At 70.9% G+C, this 15,592-nt stretch carries 20 protein-coding genes; 16 read left to right on the top strand and 4 right to left on the bottom strand.

Annotated elements, in window-relative coordinates; all coding sequences use genetic code 11:
- The first annotated feature begins 1 nt into the window (after nt 1).
- From rplO to rplQ, 13 genes are all read left to right on the top strand, one after another.
- Nucleotides 2–442, top strand: coding sequence for a 50S ribosomal protein L15 (rplO, locus tag JT721_RS14350; RefSeq protein ID WP_205473924.1), 441 nt, complete (start codon nt 2–4; stop codon nt 440–442).
- A 265-nt stretch (nt 443–707) separates the two neighbouring features.
- Nucleotides 708–2,003 (top strand): preprotein translocase subunit SecY, encoded by a 1,296-nt coding sequence (gene secY, locus JT721_RS14355; RefSeq protein WP_205473925.1) that lies wholly within the window; start codon nt 708–710, stop codon nt 2,001–2,003.
- Nucleotides 2,004–2,579 carry an adenylate kinase gene (locus JT721_RS14360; protein ID WP_205473926.1) on the top strand — a complete coding sequence of 192 codons (576 nt, stop codon included), beginning with the start codon at nt 2,004–2,006 and terminating at the stop codon, nt 2,577–2,579.
- 8 nt (nt 2,580–2,587) lie between these two features.
- Nucleotides 2,588–3,406 (top strand): type I methionyl aminopeptidase, encoded by an 819-nt coding sequence (gene map, locus JT721_RS14365; protein ID WP_205473927.1) that lies wholly within the window; start codon nt 2,588–2,590, stop codon nt 3,404–3,406.
- 1,087 nt (nt 3,407–4,493) lie between these two features.
- Nucleotides 4,494–5,498, top strand: a complete 1,005-nt coding sequence (locus JT721_RS14370; RefSeq protein ID WP_205473928.1) for a TerC family protein — start codon at nt 4,494–4,496, stop codon at nt 5,496–5,498.
- A gap of 51 nt (nt 5,499–5,549) precedes the next feature.
- Nucleotides 5,550–6,593 (top strand): LLM class flavin-dependent oxidoreductase, encoded by a 1,044-nt coding sequence (locus tag JT721_RS14375; protein ID WP_205473929.1) that lies wholly within the window; start codon nt 5,550–5,552, stop codon nt 6,591–6,593.
- A gap of 276 nt (nt 6,594–6,869) precedes the next feature.
- Nucleotides 6,870–7,091, top strand: a complete 222-nt coding sequence (gene infA / locus JT721_RS14380) for a translation initiation factor IF-1 (protein ID WP_036490070.1) — start codon at nt 6,870–6,872, stop codon at nt 7,089–7,091.
- Nucleotides 7,092–7,114: 23 nt separating this feature from the next.
- Nucleotides 7,115–7,228 carry a 50S ribosomal protein L36 gene (gene rpmJ / locus JT721_RS14385; RefSeq protein WP_004008316.1) on the top strand — a complete coding sequence of 38 codons (114 nt, stop codon included), beginning with the start codon at nt 7,115–7,117 and terminating at the stop codon, nt 7,226–7,228.
- Nucleotides 7,229–7,410: 182 nt separating this feature from the next.
- Nucleotides 7,411–7,785 (top strand): 30S ribosomal protein S13, encoded by a 375-nt coding sequence (gene rpsM, locus JT721_RS14390; protein ID WP_205473930.1) that lies wholly within the window; start codon nt 7,411–7,413, stop codon nt 7,783–7,785.
- A gap of 70 nt (nt 7,786–7,855) precedes the next feature.
- On the top strand, nt 7,856–8,260 hold the full coding sequence (gene rpsK, locus JT721_RS14395; RefSeq protein ID WP_205473931.1) for a 30S ribosomal protein S11: 405 nt from the start codon (nt 7,856–7,858) through the stop codon (nt 8,258–8,260).
- A gap of 25 nt (nt 8,261–8,285) precedes the next feature.
- Nucleotides 8,286–8,894 carry a 30S ribosomal protein S4 gene (gene rpsD, locus JT721_RS14400; RefSeq protein ID WP_205473932.1) on the top strand — a complete coding sequence of 203 codons (609 nt, stop codon included), beginning with the start codon at nt 8,286–8,288 and terminating at the stop codon, nt 8,892–8,894.
- A gap of 127 nt (nt 8,895–9,021) precedes the next feature.
- Nucleotides 9,022–10,038 (top strand): DNA-directed RNA polymerase subunit alpha, encoded by a 1,017-nt coding sequence (locus tag JT721_RS14405; protein WP_205473933.1) that lies wholly within the window; start codon nt 9,022–9,024, stop codon nt 10,036–10,038.
- Nucleotides 10,039–10,115: 77 nt separating this feature from the next.
- A complete protein-coding gene (rplQ, locus tag JT721_RS14410; RefSeq protein ID WP_205473934.1) occupies nt 10,116–10,724 on the top strand; it encodes a 50S ribosomal protein L17 in 609 nt (202 codons plus the stop codon).
- A 50-nt stretch (nt 10,725–10,774) separates the two neighbouring features.
- Here the strand turns inward: rplQ and JT721_RS21930 are convergent, their stop codons facing one another.
- Nucleotides 10,775–10,948, bottom strand: coding sequence for a ketopantoate reductase C-terminal domain-containing protein (locus JT721_RS21930; protein ID WP_374220890.1), 174 nt, complete (start codon nt 10,946–10,948; stop codon nt 10,775–10,777).
- A 16-nt stretch (nt 10,949–10,964) separates the two neighbouring features.
- On the opposite strand from JT721_RS21930, the gene JT721_RS14420 reads away from it, so the two are divergent.
- Nucleotides 10,965–11,399 carry an NUDIX domain-containing protein gene (locus tag JT721_RS14420; protein ID WP_205473936.1) on the top strand — a complete coding sequence of 145 codons (435 nt, stop codon included), beginning with the start codon at nt 10,965–10,967 and terminating at the stop codon, nt 11,397–11,399.
- A gap of 62 nt (nt 11,400–11,461) precedes the next feature.
- On the opposite strand, the gene JT721_RS14425 is transcribed toward JT721_RS14420, so the two are convergent.
- Nucleotides 11,462–11,734, bottom strand: coding sequence for a hypothetical protein (locus JT721_RS14425; protein ID WP_205473937.1), 273 nt, complete (start codon nt 11,732–11,734; stop codon nt 11,462–11,464).
- Nucleotides 11,731–12,090: a GntR family transcriptional regulator gene (locus JT721_RS14430; RefSeq protein WP_205473938.1), complete on the bottom strand. Its 360-nt coding sequence runs from the start codon at nt 12,088–12,090 to the stop codon at nt 11,731–11,733. The genes JT721_RS14425 and JT721_RS14430 overlap by 4 nt, the downstream gene beginning before the upstream one ends.
- Nucleotides 12,091–12,196: 106 nt before the next feature.
- On the opposite strand from JT721_RS14430, the gene JT721_RS14435 reads away from it, so the two are divergent.
- Nucleotides 12,197–12,976 carry an SDR family NAD(P)-dependent oxidoreductase gene (locus JT721_RS14435; RefSeq protein WP_240340751.1) on the top strand — a complete coding sequence of 260 codons (780 nt, stop codon included), beginning with the start codon at nt 12,197–12,199 and terminating at the stop codon, nt 12,974–12,976.
- A 25-nt stretch (nt 12,977–13,001) separates the two neighbouring features.
- Nucleotides 13,002–13,910 (top strand): PfkB family carbohydrate kinase, encoded by a 909-nt coding sequence (locus JT721_RS14440; protein ID WP_240340752.1) that lies wholly within the window; start codon nt 13,002–13,004, stop codon nt 13,908–13,910.
- Here the strand turns inward: JT721_RS14440 and JT721_RS14445 are convergent.
- Nucleotides 13,907–15,577, bottom strand: coding sequence for an FAD-dependent oxidoreductase (locus JT721_RS14445; protein WP_205473940.1), 1,671 nt, complete (start codon nt 15,575–15,577; stop codon nt 13,907–13,909). The genes JT721_RS14440 and JT721_RS14445 overlap by 4 nt on opposite strands.
- Nucleotides 15,578–15,592: the final 15 nt, after the last annotated feature.

Consider the following 15,592-nt stretch of genomic DNA (forward strand, 5'->3'; position numbering starts at 1 on the left):
CATGACGCTCAAGCTGCACAACCTGCGTCCTGCTCCCGGTGCCAAGACCGCCAAGACCCGCGTGGGTCGCGGTGAGGGCTCGAAGGGCAAGACCTCCGGTCGCGGTACCAAGGGCACCAAGGCCCGCAACCAGGTCCCGGTCGCCTTCGAGGGTGGCCAGATGCCGATCCACATGCGGCTCCCGAAGCTCAAGGGCTTCCGGAACCCGTTCAAGGTGGAGTTCCAGGTCGTCAACCTCGACCGGATCAACGAGCTGTTCCCCGAGGGCGGCACGGTGTCGGTCGACGACCTGGTCGCCAAGGGCGCGGTGCGCAAGAACCAGCCCGTCAAGGTGCTCGGCCAGGGCTCGATCTCGGTCAAGGTGGACGTGAGCGCCCAGGCGTTCTCCTCCTCGGCCAAGGAGAAGATCGAGGCCGCCGGCGGCAGCACCACCCTGGTCTGACCGACCAGGAACCCGTGCGGGACCACGTCGGGAGGGGCGGGGGGGGGGGGGGGGGGGCGGGGGGCCCCCCCCCCCCCCCAACCCACCCACCCCGCCCACGGGGGGTGGGGCGCGGTGGGACTGACCAGCAGCCCGCCCGCGCCCCTTCTGCACCCGGACGGGCACCACGCCCCTGCCCGCACCACACCCCTGTTAGGCTTCCGGAGGTTCTTGGCCGGTCGTCTGCAAGGGCCCTGCATCAAGCTGTGAGAAAGAGGATCTTGTCGTGCTAGGCGCCTTCGCCAACGCGTTCCGCACCCCGGACCTGCGCAAGAAGCTGCTGTTCGTCCTGGGGATCATCGTGATCTTCCGTGCGGGCTCGCAGATCCCCGCTCCCGGCGTCAACGTCTCGAACGTCCAGCAGTGCATCGACCAGGTGGACAACAGCGGGATCTACAACCTGATCAACCTGTTCTCCGGCGGGGCGCTCCTGCAGCTGACGATCTTCGCGCTCGGGATCATGCCCTACATCACCGCCAGCATCATCCTGCAGCTGCTCGTCGTGGTCATCCCGCGGCTCGAGGCGCTGAAGAAGGAGGGCCAGGCGGGCCAGGCGAAGATCACGCAGTACACCCGCTACCTCACGCTCGGCCTCGCGCTGCTGCAGGCCACCGGCATCGTGGCGCTCGCCCGCTCCGGCAACCTGCTCCAGAACTGCACGCGCGACCTGCTCCACGACAACAACACCCAGACCTTCCTGGTCATGGTCGTCACCATGACCGCCGGCACCGCGGTGATCATGTGGCTCGGCGAGCTCATCACCGACCGCGGCATCGGCAACGGCATGTCGATCCTGATCTTCTGCCAGGTCGTCGCGACCTTCCCGGCCGCGCTGTGGCAGGTCGGCCAGCAGCAGGGCTGGTGGACCTTCGCGATCGTGCTGGCCATCGGCCTCGTCATCGTCGCCGGCGTCATCTTCATCGAGCAGGCGCAGCGCCGGATCCCGGTGCAGTACGCCCGCCGGATGGTCGGCCGCAAGATGTTCGGCGGCTCCTCGACCTACATCCCGCTCAAGGTCAACCAGGCCGGCATCATCCCCGTCATCTTCGCCTCGTCGCTGCTCTACCTGCCGGCGATGGCGGCCCAGTTCAACGCGAACAGCACGTCCGGTTGGGTCCGCTGGATCAACGACTACTTCGTCCGCGGCGACCACCCGCTCTACATGCTCACCTTCTTCGCGCTGATCGTCTTCTTCACCTACTTCTACGTGTCGATCACCTTCAACCCCACAGAGGTGGCCGACAACATGAAGAAGTACGGCGGCTTCATCCCCGGGATCCGGGCGGGCAAGCCGACCGAGGACTACCTGTCCTACGTCCTGTCCCGCATCACGCTGCCGGGCGCGCTGTACCTCGGTCTGATCTCGCTCATCCCGCTGATCGCCCTGGTGCTCATCAACGCCAACCAGAACTTCCCGTTCGGCGGCACCTCGATCCTCATCATGGTGGGTGTCGCGCTGGACACGGTGAAGCAGATCGAGAGCCAGCTCCAGCAGCGCAACTACGAAGGATTCCTCCGCTAAATGAGGCTGATCATCATGGGTCCCCCGGGTGCCGGGAAGGGGACCCAGGCGAAGTTCATCGCCGAGCACTTCGGGATCCCCGCGATCTCGACCGGGGACATCTTCCGCGCCAACGTGTCCCAGGGCACGCCGCTCGGCGTGGAGGCACAGCGCTACATGGACGCCGGGGAGTACGTGCCCGACGAGGTCACCAACCTCATGGTCCGCAACCGGATCGACGAGCCGGACGCCGAGCCGGGCTTCCTCCTCGACGGCTACCCCCGCACCCTCGCGCAGGTCGAGGAGCTCGACGGGATGATCAAGTTCACCGGTCACGCCCTCGACGCCGTCGTGGTGCTCACCGTCGACCAGGACGAGATCGTCCAACGGCTGCTGCAGCGGGCCCAGGTAGAGGGTCGCGCCGACGACACCGAGGACGTCATCCGGCGGCGGCAGGAGGTCTACACCGACCAGACCGCGCCGCTGATCGAGGTCTACCGCGACCGCGGCCTGATCCACGAGGTCGACGGCATGGGCGAGGTCTCCGAGGTCACCCAGCGGATCTTCGCCGCCCTCGACGACCTGCCGCAGAGCTAGGCCTGGCGTTGGGCTTCCTCGACCGCGGCGTCGAGATCAAGTCGCCCGAGCAGGTCGACGTGATGCGGCGCGCCGGCCTCGTGGTCGGCGAGACGCTCGAGGTGCTGCGCGGCGCCGTACGGCCCGGGATCACCACGGCCGAGCTCGACACGATCGCCGAGGACAGCATCCGCAGCCGGGGCGCGACGCCGTCGTTCCTCGGCTACCAGGGGTTCCCGGCCTCGATCTGCGCCTCGGTCAACGACGAGGTGGTCCACGGCATCCCCGGCTCGCGCGAGCTGGCGCTGGGCGACGTGGTCTCGCTCGACTGCGGCGCGATCGTCGACGGCTGGCACGGCGACGCGGCGATCACCGTCACCGTCGGTCCGGTGCCGCCCGAGGTCGCCGAGCTGGTGCGGGTGACCGAGGAGGCGATGTGGCGCGGGATCGCCGCCGCCCGCCCCGGCGGCCGGGTCACCGACATCTCCCACGCCGTGGAGAGCCACGTGCGCTCGCAGGGCGACTACGGCATCCTCGAGGACTACACCGGCCACGGCATCGGGTCGCAGATGCACCTGGCCCCCGACGTCCCGAACGTCGGCCGCCCGGGCCGCGGGCCGCGGCTGGTGGAGGGTCTGGCCCTCGCGGTGGAGCCGATGGTCACCCTCGGCGGCAAGCACACCGACCTGCTCGACGACGACTGGACCGTGGTCACCCGCGACGGCTCCTGGGCCGCCCACTCCGAGCACACCTTCACGCTGACCGCCACCGGCACCTGGGTGCTCACGGCCCTCGACGGCGGCGAGGCCGCCCTCACCGCCCTCGGCGTCCCCTTCGGCGGCCGCTGAGCATCCCGGTGGTCGAGCAGCGAGCGCCAGCGAGCGTCGTCGAGACCCGGTGAGCCGAACGCCCTCCCTGTAGTGGGCGACTCCGCGAACGGGGCTCGGGCGAGTGCTGACTGGGGGACGGTGTGATCCGGCGGGCGGGTGACTGTTGGTGATGTGGGGTGCGGGGTGCCGCGCGTGGGTGGGGCACTGCGGCCGCTGCGCGCCGGACGTCGTTCGGCACTCGTTGCCGTGTCGCCGGACTCTGCCCTGCGGTTCCCCAAGGTCCGCTTCGGCGCCACGCCGCCGTCTACGTGCCGAACGCCGCCCTTCACTCCGCCGCCTCCGTGCCGGCGGCCCGGCACGCCGGCGGGTGAACGGGCGCGTACCGCTGGTCGAGCAGCGAGCGCCAGCGAGCGTCGTCGAGACCCCGTACGCCGACACTCTCCGTCCCCACCGGGGGGCGGTCGGCCGGCGGGGGTTTCGAGACAGTTGCTAGCGCAACTTCCTCAACCACCGGCGCTTGCGCTGGTCGAGGTGCGAAGGCCGCTAGGCCTGAGCCTCGAGACCCCGTACGACGAGAACCCTCCCGTTCCCACCGGGGGGCGTTCGGCCGGCGGGGGTTTCGAGGCTCGCTTCGCTCGCACCTCAACCAGCGCAGGGCGCCAGCTTGCGCTGGTCGAGGTGCGAAGGCCGCTAGGCCTGAGCCTCGAGACCCGGTGAGCCGACAGCCCTCCGGTGGGAGCGGGAGGGCGGTCGGCCGGCGGGGGTTTCGAGACAGTTGCTAGCGCAACTTCCTCAACCAGCGCAGCGCGGGTCGGCGTTCGGGTGCGGGTTTTCGAGGCTCGCTCCGCTCGCACCTCAACCGGCGCGGGGCGAGCACCCGTCACGGCTCGACCCCGTACGACGGGGTACCGGCCGGACCTCGGTTTCCTCCGGGTGGTCGCTGCATGGGAGGATGGGAACGCAGGAGGGGAGTACTCCTTTCGCTGCGGACTCGTCAGCACGAACGCCCTCGAGGCGCTCCGGGTCCGTGGGTCGCCCGGCGGGTCCGGGCGGCGGAAGAGACCTCAGGCGCCCAGCCGTCCCCAACCTGCAGGAGCTAGAACACGTGGAGATCTCCGGACTCGAGTGGGCCATCACGATCGGCGTCACCGTCGCGGTGCTGCTGTTCGACGTGGTCGTCATCGCCCGCAAGCCGCACGAACCCTCGCTGAAGGAGTGCGCGGCGTACCTCTCCGTCTACGTCGGCGCCGCGATCGCCTTCGGTGCCTGGGTGTGGACCAGCCACGGCCACGACTACGGCGTGGAGTTCTACACCGGCTGGCTGGTCGAGTACAGCCTCTCGGTCGACAACCTGTTCGTCTTCATCGTGCTGATGGCCGCGCTCAAGGTGCCCCGCAAGTACCAGCAGGAGGCCCTGATGGTGGGCATCATCCTGGCGCTGGTCTTCCGCGGCATCTTCATCGCGATCGGCTACACGCTGGTCGAGAACTTCTCGTGGGTCTTCTACATCTTCGGCGCCTTCCTCATCTACACCGCGGTCGGGCTGGTGCGCAGCTACCGCAACCACGAGGAGGAGCACCCCGAGGACAACAAGCTGGTGAAGTTCGCGCAGCGGCGGCTCAACGTCGCCGAGGACTACCGCGGCCTGACGCTCTGGTGGCGCGAGAACGGCGTCCGGGTGTTCTCCCCGATGCTGATCGTGATCCTGGCCCTCGGCGCGACCGACATCCTGTTCGCCCTCGACTCGATCCCGGCGATCTTCGGCATCACCCAGGAGCCCTACCTGGTCTTCACGGCCAACGTGTTCGCCCTGATGGGCCTGCGGCAGCTCTACTTCCTGCTGGGCGGCCTGCTCAAGCGCCTGATCTACCTCTCGCTCGGCCTGGCCTTCATCCTCGCCTGGATCGGCGTGAAGCTGATCATCCACGCGCTCTACAAGAGCCACGTGCTCGACTGGGAGGTGCCGACCCTGGCCAGCCTCGCCGTCATCATCGTCACCCTGGCGATCACGGCCGTCGCCAGCCTGTCCCGCTCTCGCAGCCTCGACAGCGGCGGCACCCCCGACGCCGAGGAGGTGGCGCCGCCGCCCCCGCCGGCGCCGCCGCATTGACGCTGGAGCAGCGCCGGAATAGCGACGAGGCGGCTCGGCGTTCTGACAGGGATGGCTGACTTCCCGCACCTCTCCGTCCTCGACCTGGTCCCGGTCCGCACCGACCAGACCAGCGCCGACGCCGTGGCCGCCTCGCTCGCGCTGGCCCGCACCGCCGACGCGCTCGGCTACCACCGCTACTGGGTGGCCGAGCACCACAACATGCCGGCGGTCGCGGCCACCAACCCGCCCGTGCTGATCGGCCTGGTCGCCGGTGCGACCGAGCGGATCCGGGTGGGCTCGGGCGGCGTGATGCTGCCCAACCACGCCCCGCTGGTGGTCGCCGAGCAGTTCGCGCTGCTCGAGGCGGCGTTCCCGGGCCGGATCGACCTCGGTATCGGCCGGGCCCCGGGCACCGACCCGGTCACCGGCTGGGCGCTGCGGCACGGCGCCGGGGGAGTCACCGACGAGGCGGTCAGCCGCTTCCCGCAGTACGTCGACGACGTGCTCACCATGATGGAGCCGGCCGGCGCCGGGATGACCGTCCAGGGCCGCACGCACACGCTGCGCGCGACCCCGGCGGCCACCTCGGTGGCGCAGGTCTGGCTGCTCGGGTCGTCGGACTACTCCGCGCAGCTGGCGGCCGAGAAGGGCCTGCCCTACGTCTTCGCCCACCACTTCTCCGGGCAGGGCACCGCCCAGGCGCTGTCGATCTACCGCACCGGGTTCCGGGCCTCGCCCGAGCTCGACGCCCCCACGACCTTCCTCACGGTCAACGCGGTGGTGGCCGAGACCGAGGAGGAGGCGCTGCGACGGGCCCGCCCGCAGGAGCTGATGATGCTCGCGCTGCGCAGCGGCCAGCGCCTCGACCCGCAGCTGCTGGTCGAGGAGGCCGAGAAGGTCGAGGTCGCCGAGGGCCAGCGCGGACTGATCAGCGCGATGCGCGCGCCGTGGGTGATCGGCGACGCCGAGACCGCGCGCGCCGAGATCGCCCGCCTCGCCGAGGAGCACGGCGTCGACGAGGTGATGGTCAACCCCGTCGCCGGGGCCCACGTCGGCACCGAGCCGCGGCTGAGCCCGGCCCGCGAGGAGACGCTCCGCCTCCTGGCGGGCTGAAGCGACCCCGGCGGATTCGTCATTCCCCGCCGGTTGCCCCTAGACTGGTGCGTCGGCCCAACGTGGGTCTGTTTCGTGGCGCCTCGCGGCTGCCCGGACCACACACCTCCCGCTCGTCGAGAGCGGGCCGTGCGCGTGTCCGGGTGAGGGGTCCGGAGCGGCCGCACGAGGTCCACCGGTGGGCGTGCCCGCCGGAGGTTCCCGGGCCACCGGTCCCGGCCCGTGCCGGGTGCCGGCGCACCACGGTAGACACACGTTCAACAGATTGTGGAGGACATGCCGAAGAAAGAAGGCGTGATCGAGATCGAGGGCACCGTCGTGGAGGCCCTGCCCAATGCCATGTTCCGAGTCGAGCTCACGAACGGGCACAAGGTTCTCGCCCACATCAGCGGCAAGATGCGCCAGCACTACATCCGGATCCTCCCCGAGGACCGGGTCGTGGTGGAGCTCTCGCCGTACGACCTCACCCGGGGTCGGATCGTCTACCGCTACAAGTGATCTGAAGCCGAAAGGACCTCCTCGTGAAGGTCAACCCCAGCGTCAAGCCGATCTGTGACAAGTGCAAGGTGATCCGTCGCCACGGCCGAGTCATGGTCATCTGCGAGAACCCGCGCCACAAGCAGCGCCAGGGCTGATCCGCCCGGCGCACCAGCACCACCCAGCACGACAACTGAACACCACACATCGTGATCGCTAGCCGGTCGACCCCTCGGGGCCGCGCCGGTGAAGCCACCTCCGGAGCAGTGGCCGGAGCCCGACCTCGACGGACGGGACGCGACACGACCGACACCACTGTGCAACAGAGAAGGAACGCCACATGGCACGCCTCGTTGGTGTCGACCTCCCGCGCGACAAGCGCATCGAGATCGCACTCACCTACATCTACGGCATCGGCCGTACCCGCGCCCAGCAGCTGCTGGAGACCACCGGGGTCAACCCGAACCTCCGCGTCCACGAGCTGGGTGACGAAGAGCTGGTCAAGCTCCGTGACGAGATCGAAGCCAACTTCAAGATCGAGGGTGACCTCCGTCGTGAGGTCCAGGCCGACATCCGCCGCAAGATCGAGATCGGCAGCTACCAGGGCCGCCGCCACCGCATGGGCCTCCCGGTCCGCGGTCAGCGCACCAAGACCAACGCGCGCACCCGCAAGGGCCCCAAGCGCACGGTTGCCGGCAAGAAGAAGGCCAAGTGACCCGACGCCTTCCGGCGCGTCACTGACCCGACTTCCACCCCACAGACCAGCTACTTCCAGGAGATAACGCATGCCTCCCAAGGCTCGCGCGGCCGGCGCCAAGAAGGTCCGCCGCAAGGAGAAGAAGAACGTCGCTCAGGGCGAGGCCCACATCAAGAGCACGTTCAACAACACCATCGTCACCATCACCGACCCCACGGGTGCGGTGATCTCGTGGGCCTCCGCCGGCACCGTCGGCTTCAAGGGCTCGCGCAAGTCCACGCCGTTCGCCGCCCAGATGGCCGCCGAGGCCGCCGGGCGCCGCGCGATGGACCACGGCATGAAGAAGATCGACGTCTTCGTCAAGGGTCCGGGCTCGGGCCGCGAGACCGCGATCCGGTCGCTCGGTGCGATCGGCCTCGAGGTCGGCACCATCCAGGACGTCACGCCCACCCCCCACAACGGTTGCCGCCCGCCCAAGCGCCGGCGCGTCTGACCCGAGACCAAGAAGGAGACTGACCATGGCCCGCTACACCGGTCCCATGACCAAGAAGTCGCGCCGTCTCGGTGTCGACCTCGTCGGCGGCGACGCCGCGTTCGAGCGCCGTCCCTACCCGCCCGGCCAGCACGGCCGCGCGCGGATCAAGGAGAGCGAGTACCGCTCGCAGCTGCAGGAGAAGCAGAAGGCCCGCTTCACCTACGGCGTGCTCGAGAAGCAGTTCCACAACTACTACACCGAGGCCTCGCGCCGCAGCGGCAAGACGGGTGACAACCTGCTCCAGCTGCTCGAGTGCCGCCTCGACAACGTCGTCTACCGCGCCGGCTTCGCCCGCACCCGCCGGCACGCCCGCCAGCTCGTGACCCACGGTCACTTCCTGGTCAACGGCAAGAAGGTCAACATCCCGTCGTACCAGGTCGCGGCCTACGACATCATCGACGTGCGCGAGAAGTCGCTGGAGATGACCCCGTTCATCGTGGCTCGCGAGACCCACGGCGAGCGCGTGGTGCCGGCGTGGCTCGAGGCGATCCCGTCGCGGATGCGGGTGCTGGTGCACCAGCTCCCCGTGCGGGCCCAGATCGACATCCCGGTCCAGGAACAGCTGATCGTCGAGTACTACTCCAAGAAGTAGTCCCCCGGGGGCTCCGCCCCGTGGACCCTGCCGGGTCCACGGCGGCGGACCGTCAGAACTTCACATCGCCGCCATCGCAATGTTCGGTCCCCTCAAATAGCGGTCGGGACCGGAAAGGAAAGAACCAGTGCTCATCGCACAGCGCCCCACCCTGTCGGAAGAGTCCGTCGACGAGTTCCGCTCGCGGTTCGTCATCGAGCCGCTGGAGCCCGGCTTCGGCTACACGCTCGGCAACTCGCTGCGCCGCACGCTGCTCTCGTCGATCCCGGGTGCCTCGGTCACGAGCATCCGCATCGACAGCGTCCTCCACGAGTTCTCGACCATCGAGGGCGTCAAGGAGGACGTCACCGAGGTCATCCTCAACCTCAAGGGCCTGGTCGTCTCCTCGGAGCACGACGAGCCGGTCACCATGTACCTGCGCAAGTCGGGTGCCGGCGACGTCACCGCCGCGGACATCGCGCCGCCGGCCGGCGTCGAGGTGCACAACCCCGACCTGAAGATCGCCACCCTGTCCGACAAGGGCAAGCTGGAGATGGAGCTGGTCGTCGAGCGCGGCCGCGGCTACGTCTCCTCGGTGCAGAACAAGGGCGCCGACAACGAGATCGGCCGGATCCCGGTCGACTCGATCTACTCGCCCGTGCTCAAGGTGACCTACAAGGTCGAGGCCACCCGTGTCGAGCAGCGCACCGACTTCGACAAGCTCGTCATCGACGTCGAGACCAAGCCGTCGATCCGTCCCCGCGACGCGATCGCCTCGGCCGGCAAGACCCTGGTCGAGCTGTTCGGCCTGGCCCGCGAGCTGAACGTCGAGGCCGAGGGCATCGACATCGGCCCGTCGCCGGTCGACGAGCAGCTGGCCGCCGACCTCGCCCTCCCGGTCGAGGACCTGCAGCTGACCGTCCGCTCCTACAACTGCCTCAAGCGCGAGGGCATCCACACCGTGGGTGAGCTCATCAGCCGCTCGGAGCAGGACCTCCTCGACATCCGCAACTTCGGTGCGAAGTCGATCGACGAGGTCAAGGCCAAGCTGGTCGAGATGGGCCTGTCCCTCAAGGACAGCGCGCCCGGCTTCGACCCGCAGGCCGCCCTCGCGGCGTACGGCGACGACGAGGACGACGCGTTCGTCGAGGACGAGCAGTACTGATCCACCCCCAAATCGGTCCTCGCCCGAGGACCGTCTACCCCGGTACCTGACACGGCCGGAGAGAACGAGAGAAGCAGATGCCCACTCCCAAGAAGGGTGCCCGCCTCGGCGGCAGCCCGGCCCACCAGAAGCTGATCGTCTCCAACCTCGCCACGGCGCTGTTCGAGCACGGCCGGATCACCACCACCGAGGCCCGGGCCCGGGTGCTGCGCCCGGTCGCGGAGAAGCTGATCACCAAGGCCAAGAAGGGCGACCTGCACAACCGTCGCGAGGTCCTCAAGACCATCCGCGACAAGGGTGTCGTGCACGTCCTCTTCACCGAGATCGCCCCGACCTTCGCGGAGCGTCCCGGTGGCTACACCCGGATCACCAAGATCGGCCCCCGCAAGGGCGACAACGCCCCCATGGCGGTCATCGAGCTGGTGACCGAGGCCTACGACCCGAAGCCGGCCACCGGTCGGTCCAGCCGGGCCGCCGCGCCTGCTCCCGCCGCCGAGGAGGTCGACGTCGAGGAGACCGAGACCGACGAGGCCACCGACGAGACCGCCGTCGAGGACGCTCCCACCGAGCTGACCGACGAGGCCTCGCCCGAGGAGAGCGTGATCGCCGAGGAGGAGCCCGTCGCCGACGAGGCCCCTGCCGAGGAGTCCGCCGAGGAGTCGACCGACGAGGACGACAAGGCCTGAGCCTTGATCCACCTCGCCACCGACCCGTCAGCGCTGCTGGCGGGTCGGTGTCATTTCGCAGGCGTCCGCACGGGGGGACGCGCGGCCGCGACGACCCGCTCGCACGCGGGCGTCGGCACGCCGTGCAGCCGGCCGAGCAGCACCAGCTCCCCGGCGCGGTGGTCGACCTCGGTCGCCAGGCCGGGCCGAGGGCAGGCGCGCCGCTGAACGTGCTCTGCGGCCAGTCACTACCGTGCGGGCATGGTTACGGTCCGGGATCGCTACGTCGCCCACGGCCTCGTCCAGCAAGGTGGCAGGTACCTGGTTCTGCGACGTCGTGAAGGTCGCTACCTGGGTGGTCAATGGGACATCCCCGGTGGAGCCGTGGAAGCCCATGAGTCGCCCCAGGAGGCTGTGGTTCGCGAGTGTGCCGAGGAGGCGGGGATCCTCACCACGGTCGGCCCCCAGGTCGCGCACTACACGAACGCTGACACCGAGGGTCGACCTCTTGTGTTTCACACGCTCACGTTTCTCCTCAATCCGGAGCCCGGTGTGCCCGAGGTAGCACTGAGTGTCGAAGAGCACGACGACTTCAAGTGGGTTCTCCCTCGCGAGGCACTTGAGCTGCCGTTGGTGTGGCACGTCGAGCGGACGTTCCGATCCCTGTTGGCTGACGTACCCCACTTCCCGGACTGAATGGTCCGTGGCTCCCCCATCAATTGCACGACACTCCGGAGCCGTGGACGACGTAGCGCACCTCAGAGCCGGGTGGGCCGGTTGCGGGCCACGGTCATCGCGGCGGTCATGCCGGCGCCGAGGACCACGAAGACGACGCCGACCACGACCAGGGCCGTGACGTCCTGGGTCAGGCCGATCAGCAGCAGGAACACGCCGATGGCGAGGTCGCTGAGGCCGAGGGTCTGGAACAGGCGGCCGTTCTTGCGCAGGCCGTCGGCGGGGTCGGCGGGCTCCGCCGCGGGGTAGGGCTCGTACGCCCCTGACTGGGGTGCGGGCTGCTCGGGGTCGCTCATGGGTCGATCATCCACGACTCGTCGAGCAGCTTGTGGGCCTCGGCGAGGGTGAGTCCGCGGCGCCGGGCCTCCGCGGCGTACGCCGCCGCCGCGGGCGCCGCCGACCCGAGGTCGCCGGTGGAAGCGACGAAGGTGCCGCGCCGGCCCTCGGTGACGAGCACGCCCTCGGCCTCGAGCTCGCGGTAGGCGCGGGCCACGGTGTTGGCGGCGATGCGGAGCTCGGCGGCCAGCGCCCGCACCGTGGGCAGCCGGGTGCCGGCCGGCAGGTCGCCGGAGGCGGCGCGCGCGGCGAGCTGGGTGCGCAGCTGCTCGAACGGTGGCACCGGCGAGCCGGTGTCGAGGGGGCGGACGTCCATGGGCGCCAACCTACGACGCGGCGTCCGATTCCCGCTGGGATGGGCTGTCCGGATCCCGCCGGACGGCGGCGCGCCGCCGCGGTTGGCTGGGGCCATGGATCTGGAGATGACGGACAAGGTGGCCCTCGTGACCGGGGGCAGCAAGGGCATCGGCCTCGCGGTGGTGCGGCGGCTGGTGCAGGAGGGGGCGCGGGTCGTGACCGGCGCCCGGACGACGGGGCCGGAGCTGGCGGCGCTCGTCGGCTGCGGTCGGGTGGTGGCCGTCGAGGTCGACCTCGCCACCGCCGACGGGCCCGCGCGGCTGGTCGAGGCCGCAGTGCGGTCGCACGGGCGGGTCGACGTGCTGGTCAACAACGTGGGCGCCAGCGAGCCGGGGCCGTCGATCGAGGCGGCCGACGACGCCGCGTGGGCGCGGGTGCTCGACGCGACGCTGCTGAGCGCGGTGCGCACCACCCGGGCGGCGATCCCGGTGCTGAGCGACGGCGGAGCCGTGGTGACGATCGGGTCGGGCAACGCCCGCCACCCCGACCCGTACATTCCCATGTACAGCGCCGCCAAGGCCGCGCTGACCAACTTCAGCCTCGGCCTGGCCCGCGAGCTCGGCCCGCGCGGCATCCGGGTCAACACGGTCTCGCCGGGCCCGGTGCGGACGCCGCTGTGGACGGCCGACGACGGCGGCTTCGCCCACCTGATCGCCGCGCAGGCCGGCACCAGCGCCGAGGAGGTGGTCGGCTCGATGATCCCGCAGGCGCTGCGCGTGCTCACCGGCCGGTTCAGCGAGCCCGAGGAGGTGGCCGACCTGGTGGTGTTCCTGGCGTCCGCGCGGGCCGCCAACCTCACCGGGGCCGACGTCGCGGTCGACGGCGGCATGGGGCTGGGCGCCTGACGCCTCGCTCCAGCAGGATGGGGCCATGACCGACGACGTGCTGGTGGTGGGGGAGGCCCTGGTCGACGTGGTGGTCCGCGCCGACGGCACCCGGGTCGAGCACCCCGGCGGCAGCGCGGCCAACGTGGCGGTGGCGCTGGGTCGGCTCGGGCGCGGCGTCCGGTTCGCCTCGGCCTGGGCCGACGACCGCTACGGCGCGCTGCTGGTCGAGCACCTCGCCGGGTCGGGCGTGGTGCTCGCGGGGGACCCCCACGTGCTGGCCCGCACCTCCTCGGCCGAGGCGACGATCGCGGCCGACGGGTCGGCGTCGTACGTCTTCGACTTCGACTGGCGGCTGGGGCCGGTGCCGCGCGAGCCGGCGCCGCTGGCGGTGCACACCTCGTCGGTGGCGGCGGTGCTGGCGCCGGGCGCCGACGACGTCCGCGCCCTGCTCGGCGACCTGCGCGCCACCTCGACGGTGACCTACGACGTCAACGCGCGCCCCGCCGTCACCGGCGCCGGACCCGAGGTGGTGGCGGGGGTCGAGCAGGTCGCGGCGCTCGCCGACGTGGTGAAGGCCAGCGACGAGGACCTGCGCACGCTGTGGCCCGGCGGCACGGTGCGCGAGGCGGCCGACCGCCTGCTCTCACTCGGCCCGGCGGCCGTCGTGGTCACGCTGGGGGAGGGCGGCGCGGAGTGGCTCGACGCCGCCCGCTCGGTGCGGGTGGCCTCGCAGCGGGTGGAGGTGGCCGACACGATCGGCGCCGGTGACACGTTCGGCGCCGGGCTGCTCGACGCGCTGTGGTCGCGCGGCCGCCTGGGCGCGGGGTCGCGCGCGGCGCTGCGGGAGCTGCCGCAGGACGAGGTGCGCGACGTACTCGCCCATGCCGCGGCGGCGGCCGCGGTGACGGTGTCGCGCCCCGGCGCCGACCCGCCGTGGCGCCACGAGCTCTAGACGGGCTCGTTCTGAAGGATGCCGGCGAGGTGGGCGTGCACGAGCGGCACGACGCTGGCGCCCTCGCCGGTGGCCGCGGCGACCCGCTTCATCGAGCCGGCGCGGATGTCGCCGGCGGCGAAGATGCCGGGCACGGTGGTGGCCAGGTCGGCCGGCGGGCGGCCGTCGCGCCAGTGGTCCTGCGGCACGTCGCGGCCGGTGAGCACGAAGCCGTTGGCGTCGAGCTCGATCTCCTCGGGCAGCCAGGTGCAGGTCGGCACCGCGCCGAGCAGCAGGAAGAGGCCCTGGGCCTCGACCCGCTCGCGCTCGCCGGTGCGGGTGTCCTCCAGGCAGAGCCACGAGAGCCGGCCCTCGCCGCCGCCGTCGACGACCTGGGTGCACGGGCGCACGCTGACCCGGGGGTTGTACTCCAGCTCGCGCACGAGGTAGTCCGACATGGTCTCGGCGAGCCCGGGTCGTCGTACGAGGATGGTGACCGAGCGGGCGAACCGGGCGAGGTGGACGGCGGCCTGGCCGGCGGAGTTGCCGCCGCCGACGACGAAGACGTCGTAGCCCTCCATCTCGCGGGCGGCGGTCATCGCGGCGCCGTAGTTGACGCCGTTGCCGACGAGCGCCTCGAGCGGCTCGACGCCGAGCTTGCGGTAGGAGACGCCGGTGGAGACGACGACCGAGCGGGCGCGCAGGTCGCCGCCGTCGGTGCGCACCAGGTGGGCGGCGCCGGCGGGGTCGGGCTCGAGGCCGACGACCTCGCGGCCGGTGATGAACTCGGTGCCGAACCGCAGCGCCTGGTTGCGGGCCCGCTGCGCGAGCCGCATGCCGGAGATGCCGCGCGGGAAGCCGAGGTAGTTGCGGATCATCGAGCTGGTGCCGGCCTGGCCGCCGATCGCCTCGGCCTCGACCACCACGACCGAGAGCCCCTCGGAGGCGCCGTACACGGCGGTCGCCAGCCCCGCCGGCCCGGCCCCGATGACCGCGAGGTCGACGACCCGGTCGATGTCGACGTCGTCGGCGGAGAAGAGCGTGCGCGCGACGTCGCGCACCGAGGTGGCCGAGATCGCCGGGCGGTTGTTGGCGAAGACCATGGGGTACGTCGCGTCGTCCGGCAGCATCGCGCGGACGTAGCGCCCGCCCTCGCTGTCGGGGTCGTAGCGCCGCGACGGCATCCCCATCCGGTCGAGGAAGTCGCGGATCGCCATGGTCAGCCCGTCGTTGGTCGGCGAGACCACCTTGACCGAGACGACCTCCGGGTCGGGCACGGTGGCGCCCCAGTCGGACAGCAGGTCGGTGACGGCGTTGTGGAACTCCTCGTCGCGCGTCCCGCGCGGCATCAGCAGGTAGGCGTCGTACTTGCCGACCGCCATGCCCTGCCGCAGTGCGGGCGCGTCCTCGATGAAGTAGTCCCAGTGGGCCGTCACCAGCCGCCGCGCCGTCGGCACCACCGTGCGCCACAGGTGGCACGCCGCCAGCACGTGGTCGTCGGGCAACCGCGAGTCGGACACGAACAGCGCGACCGTGCCCCCCTCGGCCACCACCTGCTCCGCCACCCGGGTCGCCTCCCCCCGCGACCTAGCCGTACGCACGTCGTACTCGGCGGTGTAGCGGGCGAACGCCGACTCCAGGTCCGCCAGGTGGGTGTCGCTGACGAGCACGATTGCGGGGGCTGGCACGTCATCAAGGCTAGT

The organism is Nocardioides sp. SYSU D00038 (genome assembly GCF_016924665.1).
In the GTDB taxonomy this organism is placed as follows: domain Bacteria; phylum Actinomycetota; class Actinomycetes; order Propionibacteriales; family Nocardioidaceae; genus Nocardioides.

Excerpts from the sequence above, each read along its gene's own strand:
- JT721_RS14375 (WP_205473929.1), top strand. The coding sequence starts at position 5,550 with ATGGCTGACTTCCCGCACCTCTCCGTCCTCGACCTGGTCCCGGTCCGC.
- rpsD (WP_205473932.1), top strand. The coding sequence starts at position 8,286 with ATGGCCCGCTACACCGGTCCCATGACCAAGAAGTCGCGCCGTCTCGGT.
- rplO (WP_205473924.1), top strand. The coding sequence starts at position 2 with ATGACGCTCAAGCTGCACAACCTGCGTCCTGCTCCCGGTGCCAAGACC.
- JT721_RS14360 (WP_205473926.1), top strand. The coding sequence starts at position 2,004 with ATGAGGCTGATCATCATGGGTCCCCCGGGTGCCGGGAAGGGGACCCAG.
- JT721_RS14420 (WP_205473936.1), top strand. The coding sequence starts at position 10,965 with ATGGTTACGGTCCGGGATCGCTACGTCGCCCACGGCCTCGTCCAGCAA.
- JT721_RS14430 (WP_205473938.1), bottom strand. The coding sequence starts at position 12,090 with ATGGACGTCCGCCCCCTCGACACCGGCTCGCCGGTGCCACCGTTCGAG.
- rpsK (WP_205473931.1), top strand. The coding sequence starts at position 7,856 with ATGCCTCCCAAGGCTCGCGCGGCCGGCGCCAAGAAGGTCCGCCGCAAG.
- JT721_RS14425 (WP_205473937.1), bottom strand. The coding sequence starts at position 11,734 with ATGAGCGACCCCGAGCAGCCCGCACCCCAGTCAGGGGCGTACGAGCCC.
- rpsM (WP_205473930.1), top strand. The coding sequence starts at position 7,411 with ATGGCACGCCTCGTTGGTGTCGACCTCCCGCGCGACAAGCGCATCGAG.
- rplQ (WP_205473934.1), top strand. The coding sequence starts at position 10,116 with ATGCCCACTCCCAAGAAGGGTGCCCGCCTCGGCGGCAGCCCGGCCCAC.
- infA (WP_036490070.1), top strand. The coding sequence starts at position 6,870 with ATGCCGAAGAAAGAAGGCGTGATCGAGATCGAGGGCACCGTCGTGGAG.
- JT721_RS14440 (WP_240340752.1), top strand. The coding sequence starts at position 13,002 with ATGACCGACGACGTGCTGGTGGTGGGGGAGGCCCTGGTCGACGTGGTG.
- JT721_RS14435 (WP_240340751.1), top strand. The coding sequence starts at position 12,197 with ATGACGGACAAGGTGGCCCTCGTGACCGGGGGCAGCAAGGGCATCGGC.